This window comes from Asticcacaulis sp. YBE204 (assembly GCF_000495855.1).
Taxonomy (GTDB): Bacteria; Pseudomonadota; Alphaproteobacteria; order Caulobacterales; family Caulobacteraceae; genus Asticcacaulis.
The window spans coordinates 154,901-174,404 of the sequence record NZ_AWGF01000011.1; the positions used below are offsets into that span (position 1 = coordinate 154,901).

General features: G+C 61.5%; 22 protein-coding genes. 16 read left to right on the forward strand and 6 right to left on the reverse strand.

All coding sequences use genetic code 11. The annotated features are described in order from the left end of the window. Window positions 1-36: 36 nt before the first annotated feature. Window positions 37-726, forward strand: a complete 690-nt coding sequence (locus AEYBE204_RS33785) for an ATP-binding protein (RefSeq protein ID WP_023463032.1) — start codon at window positions 37-39, stop codon at window positions 724-726. A 26-nt stretch (window positions 727-752) separates the two neighbouring features. On the opposite strand, the gene AEYBE204_RS33790 is transcribed toward AEYBE204_RS33785, so the two are convergent. Together AEYBE204_RS33790 and AEYBE204_RS0120555 are read right to left on the reverse strand one after the other, a co-directional pair. Beyond that, window positions 753-1,217, reverse strand: a complete 465-nt coding sequence (locus AEYBE204_RS33790) for a response regulator (RefSeq protein ID WP_023463033.1) — start codon at window positions 1,215-1,217, stop codon at window positions 753-755. Next, entirely contained in the window at window positions 1,214-2,665 is a 1,452-nt protein-coding gene (locus tag AEYBE204_RS0120555) for a PAS domain S-box protein (RefSeq protein ID WP_023463034.1), read from the reverse strand. Before AEYBE204_RS0120555 ends, AEYBE204_RS33790 begins: the two co-directional genes overlap by 4 nt. 252 nt (window positions 2,666-2,917) lie before the next feature. Between AEYBE204_RS0120555 and AEYBE204_RS33795 the strand changes: the two genes are divergently transcribed. The 4 genes from AEYBE204_RS33795 to rnk all read left to right on the forward strand — a co-directional run bounded on the left by AEYBE204_RS33795 (window position 2,918) and on the right by rnk (window position 6,671). Beyond that, entirely contained in the window at window positions 2,918-4,144 is a 1,227-nt protein-coding gene (locus AEYBE204_RS33795; RefSeq protein ID WP_023463035.1) for a cytochrome P450, read from the forward strand. Between the two features lie 34 nt (window positions 4,145-4,178). Next, window positions 4,179-4,400 carry a hypothetical protein gene (locus AEYBE204_RS33800; RefSeq protein WP_023463036.1) on the forward strand — a complete coding sequence of 74 codons (222 nt, stop codon included), beginning with the start codon at window positions 4,179-4,181 and terminating at the stop codon, window positions 4,398-4,400. A 68-nt stretch (window positions 4,401-4,468) separates the two neighbouring features. Then, on the forward strand, window positions 4,469-6,007 hold the full coding sequence (locus AEYBE204_RS33805) for a hypothetical protein (RefSeq protein WP_023463037.1): 1,539 nt from the start codon (window positions 4,469-4,471) through the stop codon (window positions 6,005-6,007). Between the two features lie 256 nt (window positions 6,008-6,263). Further along, entirely contained in the window at window positions 6,264-6,671 is a 408-nt protein-coding gene (rnk, locus tag AEYBE204_RS33810) for a nucleoside diphosphate kinase regulator (RefSeq protein WP_023463038.1), read from the forward strand. Here the strand turns inward: rnk and AEYBE204_RS33815 are convergent, their stop codons facing one another. Continuing rightward, entirely contained in the window at window positions 6,672-7,991 is a 1,320-nt protein-coding gene (locus tag AEYBE204_RS33815; RefSeq protein WP_031231030.1) for an oligogalacturonate lyase family protein, read from the reverse strand. Window positions 7,992-8,105: 114 nt separating this feature from the next. Here AEYBE204_RS33815 and AEYBE204_RS33820 point away from each other — a divergent pair, with 114 nt between their 5' ends. The 3 genes from AEYBE204_RS33820 (at window position 8,106) to AEYBE204_RS33830 (ending at window position 12,400) form a co-directional block, all read left to right on the forward strand. Then, window positions 8,106-8,990: an alpha/beta hydrolase gene (locus AEYBE204_RS33820; protein ID WP_023463040.1), complete on the forward strand. Its 885-nt coding sequence runs from the start codon at window positions 8,106-8,108 to the stop codon at window positions 8,988-8,990. 231 nt (window positions 8,991-9,221) lie between these two features. Further along, window positions 9,222-10,754 (forward strand): AMP nucleosidase, encoded by a 1,533-nt coding sequence (locus tag AEYBE204_RS33825; RefSeq protein ID WP_052019481.1) that lies wholly within the window; start codon window positions 9,222-9,224, stop codon window positions 10,752-10,754. Between the two features lie 239 nt (window positions 10,755-10,993). Further along, entirely contained in the window at window positions 10,994-12,400 is a 1,407-nt protein-coding gene (locus AEYBE204_RS33830) for an anthranilate synthase component I family protein (protein WP_023463042.1), read from the forward strand. A gap of 47 nt (window positions 12,401-12,447) precedes the next feature. Here the strand turns inward: AEYBE204_RS33830 and AEYBE204_RS33835 are convergent, their stop codons facing one another. The 3 genes from AEYBE204_RS33835 to AEYBE204_RS33845 all read right to left on the reverse strand — a co-directional run bounded on the left by AEYBE204_RS33835 (window position 12,448) and on the right by AEYBE204_RS33845 (window position 14,154). Then, on the reverse strand, window positions 12,448-13,014 hold the full coding sequence (locus tag AEYBE204_RS33835) for a TadE/TadG family type IV pilus assembly protein (RefSeq protein WP_023463043.1): 567 nt from the start codon (window positions 13,012-13,014) through the stop codon (window positions 12,448-12,450). Beyond that, a complete protein-coding gene (locus AEYBE204_RS33840; protein WP_023463044.1) occupies window positions 13,014-13,571 on the reverse strand; it encodes a TadE/TadG family type IV pilus assembly protein in 558 nt (185 codons plus the stop codon). The genes AEYBE204_RS33835 and AEYBE204_RS33840 overlap by 1 nt, the downstream gene beginning before the upstream one ends. Window positions 13,572-13,683: 112 nt before the next feature. Next, window positions 13,684-14,154, reverse strand: a complete 471-nt coding sequence (locus tag AEYBE204_RS33845; protein WP_235068216.1) for a pilus assembly protein N-terminal domain-containing protein — start codon at window positions 14,152-14,154, stop codon at window positions 13,684-13,686. Between the two features lie 421 nt (window positions 14,155-14,575). On the opposite strand from AEYBE204_RS33845, the gene AEYBE204_RS40080 reads away from it, so the two are divergent. From AEYBE204_RS40080 to AEYBE204_RS33865, 8 genes are all read left to right on the forward strand, one after another. After that, window positions 14,576-14,752: a Flp family type IVb pilin gene (locus AEYBE204_RS40080; protein WP_023463046.1), complete on the forward strand. Its 177-nt coding sequence runs from the start codon at window positions 14,576-14,578 to the stop codon at window positions 14,750-14,752. A 92-nt stretch (window positions 14,753-14,844) separates the two neighbouring features. Further along, the gene (locus tag AEYBE204_RS40085; protein WP_023463047.1) at window positions 14,845-15,012 is read left to right on the forward strand and encodes a Flp family type IVb pilin; all 168 of its coding nucleotides are present in this window, start codon (window positions 14,845-14,847) and stop codon (window positions 15,010-15,012) included. A gap of 38 nt (window positions 15,013-15,050) precedes the next feature. Continuing rightward, window positions 15,051-15,227 (forward strand): Flp family type IVb pilin, encoded by a 177-nt coding sequence (locus AEYBE204_RS40090; protein WP_023463046.1) that lies wholly within the window; start codon window positions 15,051-15,053, stop codon window positions 15,225-15,227. A gap of 91 nt (window positions 15,228-15,318) precedes the next feature. Beyond that, window positions 15,319-15,495 (forward strand): Flp family type IVb pilin, encoded by a 177-nt coding sequence (locus AEYBE204_RS40095; RefSeq protein ID WP_023463048.1) that lies wholly within the window; start codon window positions 15,319-15,321, stop codon window positions 15,493-15,495. 162 nt (window positions 15,496-15,657) lie between these two features. Next, window positions 15,658-16,173, forward strand: a complete 516-nt coding sequence (locus tag AEYBE204_RS33850) for a prepilin peptidase (protein WP_031231038.1) — start codon at window positions 15,658-15,660, stop codon at window positions 16,171-16,173. Window positions 16,174-16,397: 224 nt separating this feature from the next. After that, complete coding sequence (cpaB, locus tag AEYBE204_RS33855) at window positions 16,398-17,324, forward strand: Flp pilus assembly protein CpaB (RefSeq protein ID WP_023463050.1); 927 nt, start codon at window positions 16,398-16,400, stop codon at window positions 17,322-17,324. 35 nt (window positions 17,325-17,359) lie between these two features. Next, entirely contained in the window at window positions 17,360-18,811 is a 1,452-nt protein-coding gene (locus AEYBE204_RS33860; protein WP_023463051.1) for a type II and III secretion system protein family protein, read from the forward strand. A gap of 9 nt (window positions 18,812-18,820) precedes the next feature. Then, entirely contained in the window at window positions 18,821-19,501 is a 681-nt protein-coding gene (locus tag AEYBE204_RS33865; RefSeq protein ID WP_023463052.1) for a CpaD family pilus assembly protein, read from the forward strand. Window positions 19,502-19,504: the final 3 nt, after the last annotated feature.

Genomic DNA, 19,504 nt, shown 5'->3' on the forward strand with positions numbered 1-19,504 from the left:
AACGTGCAGAAATATCAGATCAGGGGAATGACGGAAATGGACCCGGCCGAGGAGTTCAAGGACTTTGCCTATATCGTATCGCACGATCTGGCGGGCCCCGTGCGCTCCCTCGTCGAGTTCTCGCGCTTGCTGGTCGAACAGGCCCCCGTGCCGCAAACGGATGAGGCCAAGACCAACCTGTCGATGGTGCTCGAAAGCGGCGAAAAGCTTCAGGAAATATTGCAGGGTCTTTTGCAGTTTTCGCGCCTGAACACCGTGCCGCGCCTGACGCAGAAGGTCGATCTGGAAGAGGTCGTCGCTCGCGTTCACATGAACCGGCAGGAAGATCTCGACATGATCAAGGCGACGCTCAACCATACGCGTCTGCCGGAGGTCACCGGCGATCCCAACCGCCTTTATCAGCTCGTCTATATGCTGGTCGACAACGCCATCAAGTTCCGCAGCCACGAGCGCCCGCTGACCATCGATATCGCCTGCGAAGACACCGAGCGCGACTACTGGCTCTCGATCGCCGACAACGGCCTCGGCGTCGATCCGATGTTCTATGACGACGTGTTCCGCCCCCTGCGCAAACTGCACACGGATGACATCTATGACGGTCCCGGCATGGGCCTGACTCTCGCGCGCAAGATCGTCATCATGCACGGCGGTCAGATCGGTATCGGCTCGTCGGAAACCGGCACGGTGATCTCGTTCAGCCTGCCTAAAAAGAGCGTGGCGGCGTAAAGTAACAGGATTTTACATCCATTCCGTCAGGTCTGACGGCCAGCGAAACGGTCCGGCCCGCCCAGGATCGCCATGTCGAAAAAAAAATCGGTCACCGCGCTGACGAAGCGTTTGAATTGTTCGAGGCTGCCCGGCTTGATGACATAGCCCGAGGCGTGCAGCCCGTAGCTGACCGTCACGTCGCGCTCGGCCCCCGACGACGACAGGATGATCACCGGAATATGTTTCAGCGCCGCATCGGCCTTGATCCGGGTCAGGACGTCGGTGCCGCTCATCTTGGGCAGGTTGAGGTCAAGCAGGATCAGGTCCGGCAAGGGCGTATCGGCGTATTCGCCTTCACGGCTCAGCATGGCCAGCGCCTTTTCACCGGTATCGGCGACCGTCAGGTTCGACTCCAGCTCGGCGGCCTTGAAGGCGCGCGCCGCCAGAATCGCGTCGCCGCGATTGTCATCGACCACCAGTATTTCCGCCGGACGGTTTAAACGGGTCATGGGTTTACCTCTGGAGCGGTTCTTATAAGGGATTTCGACAAGGTGAAATAGAAGCGGCTGCCATCGCCGGGCGCCGAGTCGAGCCACATGCGCCCGTCGTGATTTTCGACGATCCGTCGACAGATGGCCAGCCCCAGCCCGGTGCCCTGCACCTGATCCCACTGCTGGAGGCGGCGAAACGGCTCGAACACATGCTGGTGAAAGGCGCCGTCGATACCGACGCCATTGTCGGCGACGCAAAAGCGCCACTGCGTCCCGTCGTCGCGCGCCGAGACCACCACGTGCGGCACATTGTCGGCAGGCTGATACTTGATGGCGTTGGCGATCAGGTTCTGGAACAGACGCAGCAACTGCACGGCGTTACCGTGGACGCGCGGCATCGGGTCGATGCGCACCACCGCCTTCGATTCGCGGATCATTTCACCCAGATTTTCACGCACGTGACTCAGCTGATCATAAAGGTCGATCTCGGCATAGGTCAGGCCTTCGCGCCCCAGCCGCGCATATTGCAGCAGATCGCGGATCATGGCCTGCAACCGTTCGGCGGAACCGGCCAAGATATCGAGATATTCCTTCGCGTCGGCATCCAGCCTATCGGCGTAGTCGTCGCGGATGATCTCGCTGAAATTGGCGATCATGCGCACCGGCTCCTGCATGTCGTGCGAGGCGACATAGGCGAAACGTTCCAGCTCGGTATTGGAATCGATCAGCTTTTCCAGCAGGCTGTCGCGACGATCGGCCTCGGCCCGGACCTCGGTCATGTCGCGCACGATACCGCAGAACCCGATCGCGTCGTCGAGCGTGAACTGGCGAAACGAGAGGTCCATCGGAAAGACGCTCCCATCCTTGCGCCGGCCCTGCGCGGGTTCCGGCCCGTCGCCTGCCGAGGTCCGCTGGTCCTGCGTGGTCTCGAAATAGCGGATCGCGCCGTCGTGGCCGGAATGATAGGGCTCCGGCAGCAGCACCTTCATGTGCCGCCCGATGACATCGGCCGCTGCATAGCCGAACATGGCCTCGCAGGCCGGATTGAAACTGTCGATCACGCCATGCGCATTCAGCGTCATCAGGCCGTCGGAGGCGTGGTCGAATACCGCTTCGGCGCGGGTGCGGGCGGCGCGCGCCCGACCTTCGGCCGCTTTGCGGGCGGTGGCATCGCATAGGATCAAGGCATAGCGCCGGGCGCCCTCATCTTCATAAAGGGAAACGCTCAGATCGAAGGGTAAAAGCCGCCCCGACCGGTGACGACCGGTCAATTCGCCACGCGAAAACAGTTCCGGATCAAAGCTTTCGGTCAGCAATACGTGGAACGGATGGCCATGCAATTCCGCCGGATCGTAACCGAACAATCGACCTGCGGACGGATTGGCGTAGAGGATCATGCCTCCGGTATCGAGGGTCACAAAACCATCGGGTGCCGCGTCGAAAAGAACCTTTACATCCACCGCCATACGGGCAGTTTTCCTCACGCTCAAAACCACAGATGCAACGCTTGGGCAATCGCCGACGAAAATCGCCGACGAAAATCGCCAACTTGGGGCACACCAGCACTATACGCCCTTAAGGCGAGATTCAGTCTCACAATTGCGGCAATGGCGTGTGAAATCAAGAGGGGTTAACCCGCAAGCTTTCACAGAGGGTGTCCTGTCTCGGCTTGACGACCGTTCCGACCTCTGAAATCGTTGCCTTTTACGGAGGGTAAGATGCAGTTGCCGACAGACCAGAACGCGACCTTCGATCCGTTGAGCACGGCCTTTGCCCGCGATCCCTACCCCGACTATGCTGCGCTGCGCGCCACGGGCCAACCGGTCTTTTACGCGCCCTTCGATATCTGGCTCTTCTCGCGCCATACCGACGTGCAGGCCGCCGCCTTGAATCCGCTCAGTTTGCGCTCGCTCGACCATCTGATGACCGCCCGTGAAATGGCCGAGGAACGCCGCGCCCAGAACTGGCACGACATGCCGTTCCATTCGCGCTTCGTGCAGTTTTCCATGCTCAATGCCGACGGCGAGGTGCATCAGCGCCTGCGCAAGCTGGTCTTTCGCGAGTTCACGCCGGGCCAGATCGAACGGCTGAAAAGCGGCGTCGAATCCTATGTCGGCGGGCTGTTCGACCGCTTGGGCAAGCGCTTCGACTTTATCGAAGACCTGTGCGCCCACGTGCCGGGGCTGGCCATCGGGCGCTTCCTCGGCGTGCCGGACGAGGATTGCCACGCCCTGCGCCAGTGGTCCGAAGACATAGTGCAGTATTTCGATATCGACCGCACGGACGAACGAAAAGTCTTGGCCGAACGGACAACGAAGACCTTCTACGACTATCTGTCCGACCTGTCGAACCACCGCCGGAAACACCCTAAGGACGATCTGATCTCGCGTCTGATTACCCGCTGGGACGCCGGTGACCTGACCGAGGACGAATACGTCTCGACCTGTATGCTGATCCTGATGGCAGGACACGGCTCAACGATTGACGCGCTCGGCAACGGTCTGAACGCCTTACTGCGTTTCCCCGACCAGATGGCCCGTCTGCGGAATAATCCACAGTTGATGCCGACCGCCATACAGGAGATGTTTCGCTACGACGCGCCCCTGCCCTTCTTTCATCGCTATGCCTCAGACGACATGACCGTCAACGGCTGGGACATCCCCAAAGGCACGAAGATCGGCCTGCTCTATGCCTCGGCCAACCGCGATCCGGAAGCATTCCTCGACGCCGACCGCTTCGATATCGGTCGCGCACCGAACCGGCATCTGGCCTTCGCCGCCGGACCGCATTTCTGCCTCGGCAATCATCTGGCGCGGATGAATATGGAGGCGGTCTTTTCGCAACTCCTCATCCGCTTCGGCCATATAGACATGACCGCAGAGCCCGAATTCAAATCCGGCCTGTCGTTGCGCGGGCCGAAATCTTTGCATATCGCAGTTCGTTAATCTTTCATTAACCCTAAGCGTTCACCGTTTGTGCATGCGTAAATCCCGTTCCCTCGGCCTCAGGCTCTACGACCGTGCCCTTGTTGAAATCCTCGGTCAGGTGCGTCCGCAAACGGCTGAGCGCGATCAGGCGACCGGCACCTATCGCATCGGTAATTTCGACTATCATGAAAACGGTATAGCCCTGCCGTGCAAACCTCCGGCCCCGCCGGTCCTGCTGGTCTATTCGACCGGCTGCACTTTGGTCAGAGGCTAAAAAAACGCGGCTGACAAACCGGCGATGGCGGCCTATCTTCAACCGGAACGATCCGGAGGGGGAACATCATGCGCATTCGTACCTTTTTACCGCTGGCACTGGCCATGGCCGCCCTGGCGACGCCGGTGACGGCCGCCCCCGCCGCCCCCGCCGGACCTGAGACCATCGAGACCGATTTCGCCTCGATGTACCGCCTGATGATGCAGGCCGCCGATGAAACCACCAAAGGCGACAACGCCAGGGCGGTCGATACCCTCAAGGCCGTGATCCGCCACCCGCGGTTCGTCGACCTGCCGCTGGAATCGCAATTCGCCACCTTCCATGCCTTAGCTCTCAGCCTCTATGCCAATGGCGCGACTCAGGAAGCCTATGACCGCCTGTTACAAGCCGGGGTAATCGCCCCGGCCCTGCGCGACGCCGACTACTGGTTCGCTTTGGCCGACATCTGTAGCCAGATGGGCAAGGAAGAGGAGGCGCTCGACGCCGTCATCGTCGTGGCGCAAAAATGGCCGGACGCCGTTTCAGCCACCGAGAGCGAATACGTTTTCAGCCTGCTCACCCGCGCCAAGGCGCTGGACGACGGCGGTGCGCGCCGCCTGAAACTGCTCGAAGCGCTTTATGCGGGCAAATACACGTCGGAAAACCCGTTCATGCTCGCCGAAGGTCTGTGGTTCGACCTGTTCGAGATCTATGTGCAAAAGGGCGAGCGGGAAAAAGCCACGGCACTGGCCAAGGATTTCATCGAAGTCGGCAGTCTGGTGCGTCTGCACATCGACAACCGCTACACCGCCTTCCGCGCCGCCGCGCGCCCCGACCTGAACGCCGCCGTCGATGCTTCGATAAAGCGCGCCAAAATGCGCGCCGAAGCCCACCCGGCCCTGATCGAAGGCGCCAACACCTACGCACTGGAACTGGTCGACGCCAACCGCCCGGCGGAAGCGCTCAAGGTCATCGACGCGGCCCTGAAAACCGCAGAGGTCAGCCCACCGTCCTTTACCGATGTCGAGGAGCACCTCAACTGGGCACTGGACGCACGCAACTATATCCTCGGCAAGCTGGGCCGCTGGAAGGACGCCGAAACCGCCCAGATCAAGGCCCGCGACTACGCCCTCAGCAAGGACATGGACGTGGTCAGCCAGAAGCTCAATCTGGGCAGTTTCTATTACCAGCAGGGCAAGCCCGATCTGGCGCTGGAGGAAGTGGCAGGCGTCGATCTGACCCAGACCAGCCCCTACGGCATCATGGTCGCCGAAGAAATCCGCGCCTGCGCCTACGCGCAAAAGGGCGAGACAGAAAAGCTGAAAGCCTCGCTCGATTTCATGAAAGGTCAGGCGAAGGACGGCTATGCGCCTCTGCGCTCGGCGCTTCTGTGCGCCAACGATCAGGACGCGCTGGCGGCCCTGATCGTTGCGAAACTGGATGATCCCGATACGCGCTCCGACACCTTGATCGACGTGCAGACCTACCTGCCGGAACCGGCACCTACGCCGTATATGGCCGAACTCGACGCCCGCCGCGCCAAAATCATCGCCCGCCCCGACGTGCAGGCGGCGGTGGCGAAGTACGGCGTCATCCTGTCGATCCCGACGTTCAGGCCGACCAATTAATGTACGTGGCTTGACAATCCGTGCCTTGGCGCTAGGGTCCGGCGCATGGCCATCCGCGCGCTTTTGCACCTCACCGGTTCGCTCAAGGGATATCCCGTCACGGGATCATAGCCCGAAGCCCGGCTGCGCGCTTTCCGGGTTTTGGGACCATCGCTAAGGACCCGGCGCCCGCTCACCCTTAGCGCTTTTCAGGCGCTCACCTCAATCATCAATCCTTCCGCCCGATGCGCTGCATCCGGGCCTATCGTGGTGTGCCATGACCGCTCAAAAAACCAGACTTCCCGCTATTCAGATCGGCGATGACGACTTCCGCGCGCTGGAGGCCCTGACCGGGAGCGTGGCCGGCCCTCTTGCCGCCGCCGCCGAACAGTTGTTGACCGAACTGGAGCGCGCCCACCGGAAATCTCAGGCGAAAATACCCGCCACCGTCGTCGCCATGGGCGACCGCATTACCTTCGACCGCAACGGTGCCGAGACCACCGGCACCCTCGTCTTACCGCATGAGGCCGATATCAACGCCGGACGGCTATCGGTGCTGACGCCTGTCGGCGCGGCCCTGATCGGTTTGTCGATCGGGCAGTCGATCGCCTACCGCACCCCCGGCGGTGTCAGTCACACCCTGACGGTGCGGGCGATCGAAAGGCCTCCGTTAGAATGGCCCTGATCAAGCCTTGCCCACCTCGACGGCGTAGACGTGGATCGGGCCGTGCATATTGGAGCGGAAGACCAGCCATTGGCCGTCCGGCGTGAATTGCAGGTTCGGCTCGGTCGTGTAGCTATGCTTGCTGAGGTTGACCAGTTTCGTCGCCCGCAGTACGCCCGGCCGGACCAGATCGGCAGCATCGGGGGCCGAGACGCCGAGGTCTTCGATGATTTCCGGCGTGAACAGGTACATCCACTTGCCGTCAGGCGCCTTGGCGACCATGTCGGCGTCGCCGCCATCACCGGCAAACAGCGTACCGTCGCGCGTCACCTGAAAATGCACCGACCATTCATTGCGCTGCATATGGTACCAGACGCGCTTGTGCGTCGTCAGGTCGTAGCTGGCCAGCCAGAAGTCCTCGCCGCGCGGGGTTTGCAGGTCGTAGAGGATGCGGTTGCCGTCATAGGAGAAGAACTCGTGTCCGGCGATTTCCATATTCATGGCACGCTTATGGACGTTTTCCTTGCCCGTTCCGTCGGTTTTGATCGTCCAGATGCGGTCGACGCCATGCCACGGACCTTCGTGACAGTACATCAGGCGGTGCGGATCGGCGGGCGAAAACTGCACGTGGTTGAGCCAGTCAGTGGAGGCCGTAACCACCTTGCGCTCGCCGGTCTTGATATCGAGCGTGAAGATTTCCATCGGGATGTTCTGCTTGAGCCGTTCGGCCATGCGCACCTCCTTGGCCGCCTGAAAGCTCAAAGGCTTGCCGTCCGGACCCACCGCATTATAGCCGCCGTCGGTGCCGCCGACCTTCGGCCCCGGCTGGAGCTGGTATTCGCGCTCGGCCCAGGTTCCGGCCAGCAGCGTGTCGTCGGCATTGACCGAGGTGACGTAACCCTTGATGTCCCTGGCGATGGTGCGGATCTTGCCCGTCGTCATGTCGATGGCGACGATCTCGATACCGGCGCGGCCCGCGTCGTCGGCGGTCTTGATCACCCCGCCGGGATATTTGCGCGCATAGCAGATGTTCTTCGTGCGCGACACCATCAGCGTGCCGTAACCGGCGGGCGTCAGGTGGCGCAGCTTGCGCGTCGCCATGTCGACCATCTGGATGCCCGACGGGCTGTCGAAGACCAGCCACTTGCCGTCGGCGGTAAAGGCGTTGTCGTGGAAGTAGAGCGATTTCGAGCCGTCTTCCTCGGACAAACGCACGATGCGATGGCCGGTGTCGGGATCGATCCAGTCCTTGGGAATTTCGGTTTTCGCAGGGGTTTGCGCCAATGCCGGAGACGCAAAAGCCGCCGCCGCAGCTCCCAATAAAAATTGCCGTTTATGCACGTCCGACACTCCCTGAATTACGTATGGTTTCTTGAGATGCGATAGTATGGGATTGTCGTCGCAATTCAATCATGTTCACGCAAAAATGCGCATAATTTGTCGGAGCGGGACGCTATGACCACCTTAAGCAAACGCCATCTCTTAAGCGGTCTTGTGCTGGGCACCGGCATAGGTCTGGTTTTGTCGGGCTGTTCGACTCTGACGGCGTTCAACAGTATGACGCCGAAGGACGGAGGCTCGAAACGCGTGGCGCAGGACGTGGCCTATGGCGACAATCCGCGCCACAGATACGACGTCTATGCGCCGACGGGTGCGAAGCTTGCCAAGGGCTGGCCGGTACTGATCTTCTTTTTCGGCGGCGGCTGGGAGTCCGGCGACAAGAAGGACTATGCGTGGATGGGCCGGTCGCTGGCGGCCCTGGGCTATGTCGTCGCCGTTCCGAACTATCGCCTCTACCCCGAAGTCGTCTATCCGCGCTTCATGGAAGACGCCGCCGCCGCCGTGCGCCATATTCAGCGCGAGGTCTCAGGTTTTGGCGGCGATGCGAAACGGCTGGGCGTGATGGGTCATTCGGCGGGCGCCTATATCGCTGCGACCTTGGCTTTGGATGAAAGCTTCCTCAAATTCGATCCCGTCGCGTCGAACCCGTTCAGGGTCTGTGTCGGCATTGCGGGGCCTTATGATTTCTACCCCTTCGATGTTAAGGCCTCGATTCAGACCTTCGGTGCCTACCCCCGGCCGCAGGAAACCCAGCCGCTCAATCACGCCACCAAATCGACGACGAAATTCCTGTTCCAGCACAGCCGTGCCGACAGCGTCTGCGGCGTGCATAATTCGGTCAATCTCGACAAGGCCCTGAAAAAAGTCGGGACGGACTCGACTCTGCAACTCTATGACGGCCTGAGCCATCAGGACTGCGCGGCCGTCTATTCGGTGCCTTTCCGGGGTAAAGCCCCGTTACGGGCGGATGCGGCGGCGTTTTTGAAGGCAAATCTCTGAGTCCCTATACCTCCCCGCTGGCGGGGAGGGTGGCATCGCGAAGCGATGACGGGTGGGGTGGACAACCAAGCTTCCGCAACCTTGTCGTAGGAAAACAAGACACCCCACCACCACATCTCATTGGCCTGCGGCCAACTCGTGCGGTCCCCCTCCCCAACACGTTGGGGAGGTATAGATGACTATTTTGCGCCGCACCCTTTTCAGGCGTGGAATTTCATGACACAATATTCCATGACAAATGAAAGCAAAGCGGCACGTCATGCCGAAAATGACGCACACCTCGAAACCCTGACCGCAGGCGAGGCCATTCAGAAGCTAAAAGATATCTATTCTGCCGCCGTAAAGGCCTTGCAGACCGATCTTCAGGCCTATCTCTCCGATCGCACCAAACCGTCGAAGACCGCCCGTGAAACGGGCCGGTACTGCTATCCGCGCCTGATCGTGGTGTGGAAGGGCGTCGATTTCGACGAAGACGACGACGATGCGCCTCTGACCCACCGTCATCCGGTCGTCAATCGCGCCTTCGCCCGTTTCTCGCGTCCGGGCACCTATTCGTCCTCGATCACCCGCCCGGACCTGTTCGGCGACTCGGTCGAAGAGCAGCTCGAACTGCTGCAAAAGGATTATAACGCCACGATCCACGTCGGCGTTTCGGATCAGGAAATCCCCTATCCCTACGTGCTCGACGGCGCAGGCCTCGACCTCAACAGCGTCTCGGCCTTCGATCTGGCGCGGCACTTCCCCACCACGGAACTGGCCCTGATCGGCAACGAAGTCGCCGACGGCATGGACCTGCTCGACACCGAAGGGCATAGACCCCTCGCCCTGTTCGACGGTCTGCGTACCGATTTTTCGCTGGCCCGCCTCAAGCACTATACCGGCACCCCAGCCGAGCATATCCAGTCCTATATCCTGATGACCAACTATCATCGCTATGTCGATGTGTTCGTCACCTATGCCCTGGAACAACTCAAGAAACCCGACAGCCCCTATACGGCCCTGTCGTGCTGCGGCGGCATCGTCATCACCAAGGACACGCCGAACCCGCTGGAACTGATCGCCAATTCGCCGTGGCGCAAGTTCCAGATGCCGTCCTACCACCTGCTCTCCGCCGATCGTCAGGGGATCAGCCTCGTCAATATCGGGGTCGGTCCGTCCAACGCCAAGAACATCACCGACCACCTGGCCGTCATGCGCCCCCATGTGTGGCTGATGATCGGCCACTGCGGTGGTTTGCGCCCCTCGCAAAGCATCGGCGACTACGTGCTGGCCCACGCCTATCTGCGCGACGATCACGTGATGGACAACGTCCTGCCGCGCGAGATCCCGATCCCGCCGATCGCCGAAGTCCAGCAGGCCCTGCAACAGGCTGCGGTCAACATCACCGGTCAGGACGGCGACGCGCTGAAAAAGCGCCTGCGCACCGGGACCGTCGTCACCACCGACGACCGGAACTGGGAACTGCGTTATTCGTCCTCGGCGCTTCTGTTCTCGCAAAGCCGCGCCGTCGCCATCGATATGGAATCGGCGACGCTGGCCGCGCAGGGCTATCGTTTCCGCGTCCCTTACGGCACGCTGCTGTGTGTCTCGGACAAGCCGCTGCACGGCGAATTGAAACTGCCCGGTCAGGCCAATCACTTTTATGAGCGCGCCATAGCGGAGCATATCGACATCGGCTTCGAGACGATCAACCTGCTGCGCAAGGCGGGCGAACGCCTGCATTCGCGCAAGTTGCGCGCCTTCGACGAGCCGCCGTTCCGGTAAGTCTGATCCATAAAAAAACGCCCAAACCGCGGGACACTCCCGCCGGTTGGGCGTTTAAGGATACATCTCATGGACCTCCATCCATAGGCCGTTCCCTGTGAGCCGGTATCGATTGCATCGGAAACCAGCTACGGAGAAAACCTGTATCCAGTATGGCCCTCAAAGGCTTGACTAACGAATCAAGTTGTTGTGAGCGTTAAGGCCTTGCTTGTGAACGTTATTCTGGATACCCGGAAACGATGACCGCCCCCGCCCTCACCCACCTGCACGTGCTCAAATTGCCGTTCATGCCGGCCGACAGCCTGTTCGAGACCTTCTTCGAGCAGGACCACGCCGTGGGCTTCCTGTCGGACGGCAGCAAGCTGGGACGCTGGTCGTGGTTGTGCGCCCATGCCGACGCGATCAGCGTGCTGGAATATACCGACAAGCGTTCGCCGGAAACCGTCCTGCGCGCGGCGATGGCGGTCACGCACTATCAAACTTCCGAGATCGCGGGCGATGGCGGCGAGTTGCCGCCCTTCACCGGCGGGCTGGTCGGTCTGGCGGCGTTCGAGTTGGGGATGCGACTGGAAAACCTGCCGCAACGCCCATTCCGCATCGAAGGCCGCAACCCTTGGCCGGAACTGATCTGCCTGCGCTTCCCCGCCCTTCTCGCCTTCGATCACAAGCAGCGCCGTTTGCTGGCGCTGGGGCGCGGTCGCGACGGGGTCGAGGCCTATAATCGGGCCGTCGGGATGCAGAAACTGCTGCATCAATGCCTCTCCAGGACCCATCACACGACGCCGCAGCCGATCCTGCGCGCGCCGCTGGCGCTGGAAACCGCCGACGAGGTGCATGAGGACAAGGTCGCCACCCTGGTCCAGCAAATCCACGCCGGCGACCTGTTTCAGGCCAATCTGGCGCGCGGCTGGCAGGGGCAGCTCAGCGACGGCATGACCATCGGCCGCGTCACCCGGGCGCTGGGACGCCAGGGCGCCAGCCCCTTCGGTGCGGTGTTCCGCCTGCAAAAACGCGCGGTGATTTCCAACAGCCCGGAGCGCTTCATCCGCCTCGATGCCGACGGCAAGCTGGAAACACGCCCGATCAAGGGCACCCGCCCGCGCGGCAAGACGCCCGCCGCCGACGCCGCCTTCGCCAAGGCCCTGAGCGCCAGCGAAAAGGACCGCGCCGAAAACCTGATGATCGTCGATCTGATGCGGCACGACCTGTCGAAGGTCGCCGAGGTCGGTTCGGTAAAGGTCGAGGCGCTGAACGCGCTGGAGTCCTACCCCAATGTCCACCATCTGGTATCGACCGTGACGGCACAGCTACGTCCCGAATGCGATGCGGGCGATGTGCTGCTCAATACCTTCCCGCCCGGCTCGATTTCCGGTGCGCCCAAGGTGCAGGCCCTCAAGGTCATTCAGGCGCTGGAGGCCCCGCGAGGTCCCTATTGCGGGTCGCTGTTCTGGGTCGATGTCGGGGGGGCGATGGATTCCAGCGTCCTGATCCGCACGGCGGTATGCGAGCAGGACGACAAAAATCGCTGGCAGGTGCGGCTGTGCGCGGGCGGCGGCATCGTCGCCGACTCCGACCCGAAGGAGGAACGGCGCGAAACCGAGACCAAGATATCGCTGCTGAAAGCCGTGTTCGAGGGCAGTGGCTAACCAGCGCATCCTCAAAATGTCCATAGCGGTTTTTGCGGTGCGCCCTATCAAGACGCCTTGCGCGTCACCGTCGTCCCCGTGCGCGGGTGGTGGTAATAGGTATCCTTGAACGTCGATACACCCGGCATGAACTTGGTGAAGGGCGAGGTATAGCTATATTCCACCTCGGTCACGACCATGCTTTCGCCCTGAGGTAACTGCGTCGTCGTGATATTGGTCATCACGTAGTTGTTGGCATATTTCGTCAGGTTGCGCCCGTCGCTCCACTGCACCTCGGCCTTGTTCGCCGTGCTCATCTTGACCAGGCTGAGGCGGATCTTGAGCGTCGTGCCGCTGGTCGAAAAGGGTTGCAGCATGCTGGTGCCGATGTCGAAGATATCGCTGACATTGGCGTCGGTCAGGGTTTCGGACTGCGCCGCCAGATCGCCCACGGTCGCCGCCAGGTGCGAGGTCCGCCGCGACGCCATCATGCCCAGCGTCAGTTCGGCCAACCCCAGATAGAGGATGATCAGGATCGGCGCGATAAGGGCGAACTCGACTGCCGCCGCACCGCCGCGCGCTTCGGCAAAGGTTCTGAGTTTCAGGCGATGCGCCAGTTTCGACAGGCTGATCATCAGAAGGGCTCGTTCTTGAAGACGACCTTGCTGGACAGGACGGCATCGCCGTTGCTCAGGGTCGTCATGCCGTTCTTGAGGAAGGGCGTGAACATCTTCCACTGATAATAGGTGCGCACCAGCTGGATCTTGCTGCCGCCCCCGATCGTGTAGCTCATCTTCGAGGCGTCGTAAGCGCCATTATTGACGGGGCTGGTGGCCTGCGCCGCAAGGGCGAAATTGTCGTAGGTTTTCACATCGACCTGAAGATTGCCGACGCAGCTCGATCCCAGCCAGCTGATATTGGCGCAGATCTTTTTCTTGAAGTCGGCGATGGAGGTCGAGCTGGTGGTGATGCCCGTGCGGATTTCGCGGGCGGCCTTTTCTGTAGCGATATCGAGCGACACCGAGACCAGAACGATCAGCGCCAGTTCGAAACAGGCCATGATCATCATGATGAAGGGCATGGCGACCATGGCGAATTCGACTGCGGTCGCGCCGCTGCGGTCGCGCCACAGAGCCCTGAGGCGTCTGCGGCCCTGACCTTTGGGCGTGGTGCGGAAAATCGAAATGGCCATGCCTGGTCGGGTATCCGGTAATATCGGGTGGCGCGCAAGCGTGATGCGCTTTGAACGCCACCCTAACCGGTTCGGGTCAATAGTCCGTTAAGACCCCGATGTTTTTTAACACCTACTCCGCAGCGACCGGGGCGGGGGCCGGCGCGGACTGCGCCATCGGATCGAGCTGTGTGCCGCCGTTGCTGGCTTCGCCCTGTTCGACGCAGACGCGCGAACAGACCAGATTCGTCGCCTTGAGACCCTTATAGACGGTGACACCGCCCGACGCCGGAGAGCCTACCATCACGTCGCCATCCCAGATGGTGCGACCGGCGGCATCGGTCACGGTGACCGACGACCGGCCGAAGCCGCGACCCACTATATATATAGTCCGCGAATCGACGACGCTGACATCGGCAATGGCCGGGTTGCCGACGATCACCGACCCCGCCGGTGCCGACAGGGCGACACGCGCCGTATGATTTTTCTCGACGACCAGCTTCTGACCGGCCTGGGCCGCGCCCGCCATCGTCAGGGCGGCGGCGATCAGCGGCAATATCATCTGGGTGGGTTTCATGGTCTGGCTCGCTCTGTTGAGGCTCATGAGGGGACGGCGTGCGCCCGAAGTAAAGAGGTTGAATGTCGGTGGTCCGGCGGGATCGGGATTGCCAGGGCGCACGCGCACCGGCGATTCCCCTTACAATGCCCGAGACTCATAAGCGTCCGGTTAGGATTAAAGGTAAACAGCAAGTGTTTAAAAATGCTAAACACAGTATTAACGGAAAAAATTTCCCTTATGAATCAATTTTCGACATGTTTAACAAAGAGTAAGGTTAACTGAAATTTACAGTAAATCATTGTTAACTATAGAAAAAATTCAAAATCTTATAAAAATTTACTCCGGATTAATCACGACGGACTATTCTGGCTTCGTGTTCGGGAGCAAGTGAGCTGAGTTACTCACCCTCTGAGCTCAACTATACAGATCACTTGCTTATATTAATCCAAGTAACAGGAAACTTCTCATGACCAACCTCATCAAGAACTTCGCCCAAGACGAGTCCGGCGCCACGGCCATCGAATACGGCCTGATCGCTGCCCTGATCGCCGTCGCCCTGATCACCGTTCTCGGCACGCTGAAGACCAGCCTCGTCACGACCTTCACCAAGGTTTCGACGACCCTGACCGACGCCGCCAAGTAAGACGGCTTCAGGCCCATCGGCGGGGACCGCGGCAACGCGTTCGCGGTTCCTGCACACGGTCCACTCAGTACCACCGCATTCGGGACACGGACATGCTGAAAAAGTTTTTCCGCGACCAGAGCGGCGCTACGGCGATCGAGTACGGCCTGATCATCGCCCTCGTGTTTCTGGGCATTTCAACCGCCTTGTTCATGTGGGGCGACAGCGTCCACGGCATGTACAGCTATCTCTCCAATACGGTCACCGCCGCCAGCAAATAGCGCCGCCGTATCTACAAATTTCGAAAGGAAACTCTCTCATGACCAACCTGATCAAGAACTTCGCCCAAGACGAATCCGGCGCCACGGCCATCGAATACGGCCTGATCGCTGCCCTGATCGCCGTCGCCCTGATCACCGTTCTCGGCACGCTGAAGACCAGCCTGGTCACGACCTTCACCAAGGTTTCGACGACCCTGACCGACGCCGCGAAGTAAGTTTGGCCCAAGGGCCGTCCGGTGCGTTTTATTAGTATCCAGTTGCGTAGCATATTCCAGTTTCAGGCATAATGCCCTTAGGACACTTAAGATGAAAACGTTCTTCAAATCTTTCGCCCAAGACGAATCCGGTGCCACGGCCATCGAATACGGCCTGATCGCTGCCCTGATCGCCGTCGCCCTGATCACCGTACTCGGCACGCTGAAAGACAGCCTCGTCACGACCTTCACCAAGGTTTCGACGACCCTGACCGACGCTGCCAAGTAAGAGACGCCCTCGGGTACAAAAATGAAAAGGCCGTGGCACCCGCCGCGGCCTTTTTTACTGCGTGGGTGCTGAAAGCGTCGCTGTTAACTAAAAAACAGCATTCCGCCCGTAAGGATGAAGGCCTCTTTTACCGGCGCCTCAAAAGGCCTCCCGAAAGCCGACATGTCCCCGATCCTCATCCCGCTGCTGTTCGCCCTCACCTTCCCGGCCTGTCTGGTCTGGGCGGCGCTGAGCGACCTGAAAAGCATGACCATCCCGAACACATTGTCGATTACTCTGGCGATCGCTTTTTTGCCCGCCGCCCTGCTGCTGGGCCTGTCGCCGATGATCATCCTTCAGCATCTTGGCATCGGCGCGACAGGTCTGGCGCTCGGCATTCTGGCCTTCGCCTTCCGGGTGATGGGCGGCGGCGACGCCAAGTTGATCGCGGCCACGGCCCTGTGGTTCCATCCGCAAGGGGCGATGGCCTTCCTGCTCTACACGGCTTTGGCGGGCGGCGCGTTGTCGCTGGTCCTGCTGATGGGCCGTCAGTTCCTGCAAATCTACACGCCGACCATGCCAAAATGGCTGCAAACCCTGCTCAAGCCGAACGGCGACATTCCGTACGGTCTGGCGATCTGCGCGGGAGGGCTTCTGGCCATGCCGCACAGCGATCTTTACCCGCTGTTAGGGTTCTAACGCGATTACACTGCCTCACGCAGCGCCAGAAGCGCGCAACTTTCGTGCCAGACCGCTCTATCTGAACGCGAAATTCCATTCGTTTTTTAATTAATTCGGCGGGGCGGCGGTTTCTTTAGCCTAACGTTAACCAACGTTAAGCGAAGATTCCCCGCAATTATGAATTGACCGGTCTCATTTTCCGCAAGCCGCCTACCGCGCGACGGAACTCAAGGGGAATACGCATGAAGGCGTCACGTTACGTCGTAATCGGGATCGCGGCCATCGCAGCCCTGCTGCTGGCCTTCCTGGTCCGTGGCATGATCGGCGGCTCCGGCAGCCAGCCTGCCGCCGCCACGTCCGTCGCCGTCGAAGCGCCTCAGGTCAAGGTGCTGGTCGCCGCGCGCGACCTGAAGGTCGGCGAACGCCTGACCGACACCGACCTGACGTGGAAGGACTGGCCCGAAAGCGCGATTACCGCCGCCTACCTGACCGACCGCCCCGTCGCGGTCGCCAACGCCGCCAAGTCGCCCGAAGAGACCCCGCAAAAGACCGAGGTCAAGGCCGAGACGACGGATACCGCCGGTAAGGTCGTCGAAGGCGTCGAAAAGGCGCTCAACCCGACCCACGGTATGGAAGCCGTGCTGGGCGGCGTCGTCCGCGAAGAAATTCTCGCCAATGAGCCGGTCATCCTGCGCAAGGTCGTCCGCGCCGACGAAGGCGGCTTCATGGCCGTCATGCTGGCACCGGGTATGCGCGCCATGGCCGTGCCGGTCAGCGTCGAAAACACCGCCGGGGGCTTCATCCTGCCCGGCGACCGCGTCGACATCCTCGTTTCCGCCGAAGTGCGCAAGTCCGACGGCCAATCCTCCTTCGTCGCCAAACCGGTGCTGCGCAACATCAAGATACTGGCCATCGATCAGGCGGTTCAGGCCAAGGCCGACCAGCCGTCGGTGATCGGCGCCACCGCGACGCTGGAGGTTTCGCCCGAGGACGGTCAGGCCCTGGCGCAGGCCAAGGCCCAGGGCACCCTGTCCCTGATGCTGCGCTCCTATGCCGATGTCGGCGGTCCCTCCGGCCGCGTCGCCGCCCTGCCGCAAAACATGCCCGCCGACCGCAAGGTCACCGTGATCCGCAATGGCCAGTCTTCGGAGGTTCCGGTTTCCCGATGAACACTCAGTCCACGCGCGCCCTCATGAGAACGCCAATGAGCCAGTCAAAAATCCGTGCCGTCTCCGGCCTGCTGATCGCCGGAGCGATGCTGGTCGGCAGCGCGGGCGCCGAACCCGTACCCTACAAGGCCGGGGCGTCCGGGGCCTCGGCCCAGATGTCGGTCCAGACCCAGAATTCGCCGGTGCGCACTCAGGTGCTCAACCTGCCCAAGGGCCGCTCCGCCGTCATCGACCTGCCGGTCGACGCGGCGGACGTTTTCGTCTCGAACCCCGCCGCCGCCGACGCCGTGCTGCGCACGCCGCGCCGCATCTTCGTGCTGGGCGTCGCCGCAGGTCAATCGGACGCCATCTTCTTCGACGGCACGGGTCGTCAGATCCTCAACCTGTCGATCCGCGTCGATGCGCCGACCGAACAGCTGACCGACACCATCCACCGCCTTTATCCTCAGTCGAAGGTCGAGGCCCAGAGCGTCAACGGCTTCATCATCCTGTCGGGCGTCGTGGCCAATGCTGCCGAGGCCGAGGCGATCAGCCGTCTGGCCGGGGCGTTTGCGGGCAAGCCGGAAAACGTCGTCAACACCCTGGCCATCGCCGGCAAGGATCAGGTGACGCTCAAGGTGCGCATTATCGAGGTCGAACGCTCGACGATCAAGCAGCTGGGCCTGTCCGCCGACATCACCAGCGTCAACGAAAGCGGCAAGATCACCTACGGTGCCGGTCGTGCCAATACCTGGGGCACCAACGGCAGCTTTCAGGGCGGCAAGGGTTTGTGTTTCGGCGAGAATTCGGCCCGCCAGTCGGCGACCGCCTGCCTTCAGGCCTTCGAGCGCGTCGGCCTTGTCCGCACACTGGCCGAACCGAACCTGACCGCCGTGTCGGGCGAAGCCGCCAAGTTCCTGGCCGGGGGTGAATTCCCCGTCCCGGTGGCGCAGGACAATCAGGGCCGCGTGACGGTCGAGTTCAAACCCTTCGGCGTCGGTCTGGGCTTTACGCCGGTCGTCCTGTCGGGTGGTCGTATCTCTCTGCGGCTGTCGACCGAAGTGTCGGAACTGACCAATACCGGGGCCTATACCAATTCGACCGGCCTGACCCTGCCCGCCCTGACGGTGCGCCGCGCCGAATCGACCGTGGAGATGCAGTCGGGCTCGTCCCTGATGATCGCGGGCCTGCTGAAATCCGATTATCGTCAGACGATCGACTCCCTGCCCGGCGTAACCAACCTGCCGGTACTGGGCTCGCTGTTCCGCTCACGCGACTTCCAGAACGAAGAATCGGAACTGGTCATTATCGTCACGCCTTACATTGTCTCCGCCAACGACCCGGACGCCTTCCAGACGCCCGCCGACAATCTGCTGATCGCCAGCGACCCGGAGGCCGTCTTCCTCGGCCGTCTGAACCGGTCGTACAAGCAGAAGCGCGGCGACACCGCCCCGGATCAGGTCGCCGCCGGCCCCTATCAGGCCCCCATCGGCTACGTCATCGAGTAGGTACAGATCATGTCGAACCTCACCACAGTCATGCGCCACTCCGCTCTCGCCCTCGTCGGTCTGCCGCTGCTCGCCGCCTGCGCCAGCGACGGCAATACCGCGCGCCTCGACGCCCCGACGCCCACCGAGGCCTACCGCCTTCAGGCGCAGTCGCGCAGCGAGGCGATCCACCTCAAGATCAATCCGCACGGCTTTTCCGAAAACCAGCGCCGCGCGCTGGATCAGGTCGCCAAACGCGCCAGCTGGGACAGCGGCGAAGCGGTCGATGTCCGCATCCTCACCGCCAACGGCCCCGAGGCCGTGCGCGCCGGTTATGCCGTCCGCGACTACCTGATGCAGCATCAGGTCGAGGCCCATGTCATCGCCTATTCGACCGCCCAGACCCAACCCGCCGACATCGTCAGCGTCAGCCTGATCGAATACCGCGCCGACATCCCCCAGTGCGGGGAAAACTGGGAAAATATCGGTCGCACCGGCGCCAACAAGCCCTATGCCAATTTCGGCTGTGCCATCACCGCCAACCTGGCGGCACAGATCGCCGATCCGCGCGACCTCGCCGCGCCGCAAAAACCGACGCCCGCGGACGCGGGCCGCAAAGCCGTGATCATCGACAAGTACCGCAAGGGTGAAGTGACCTCCGCCGCCGAGAACGAAGCGGCCAAGGGCACTATCTCCGACGCCATCAAGTGAGCC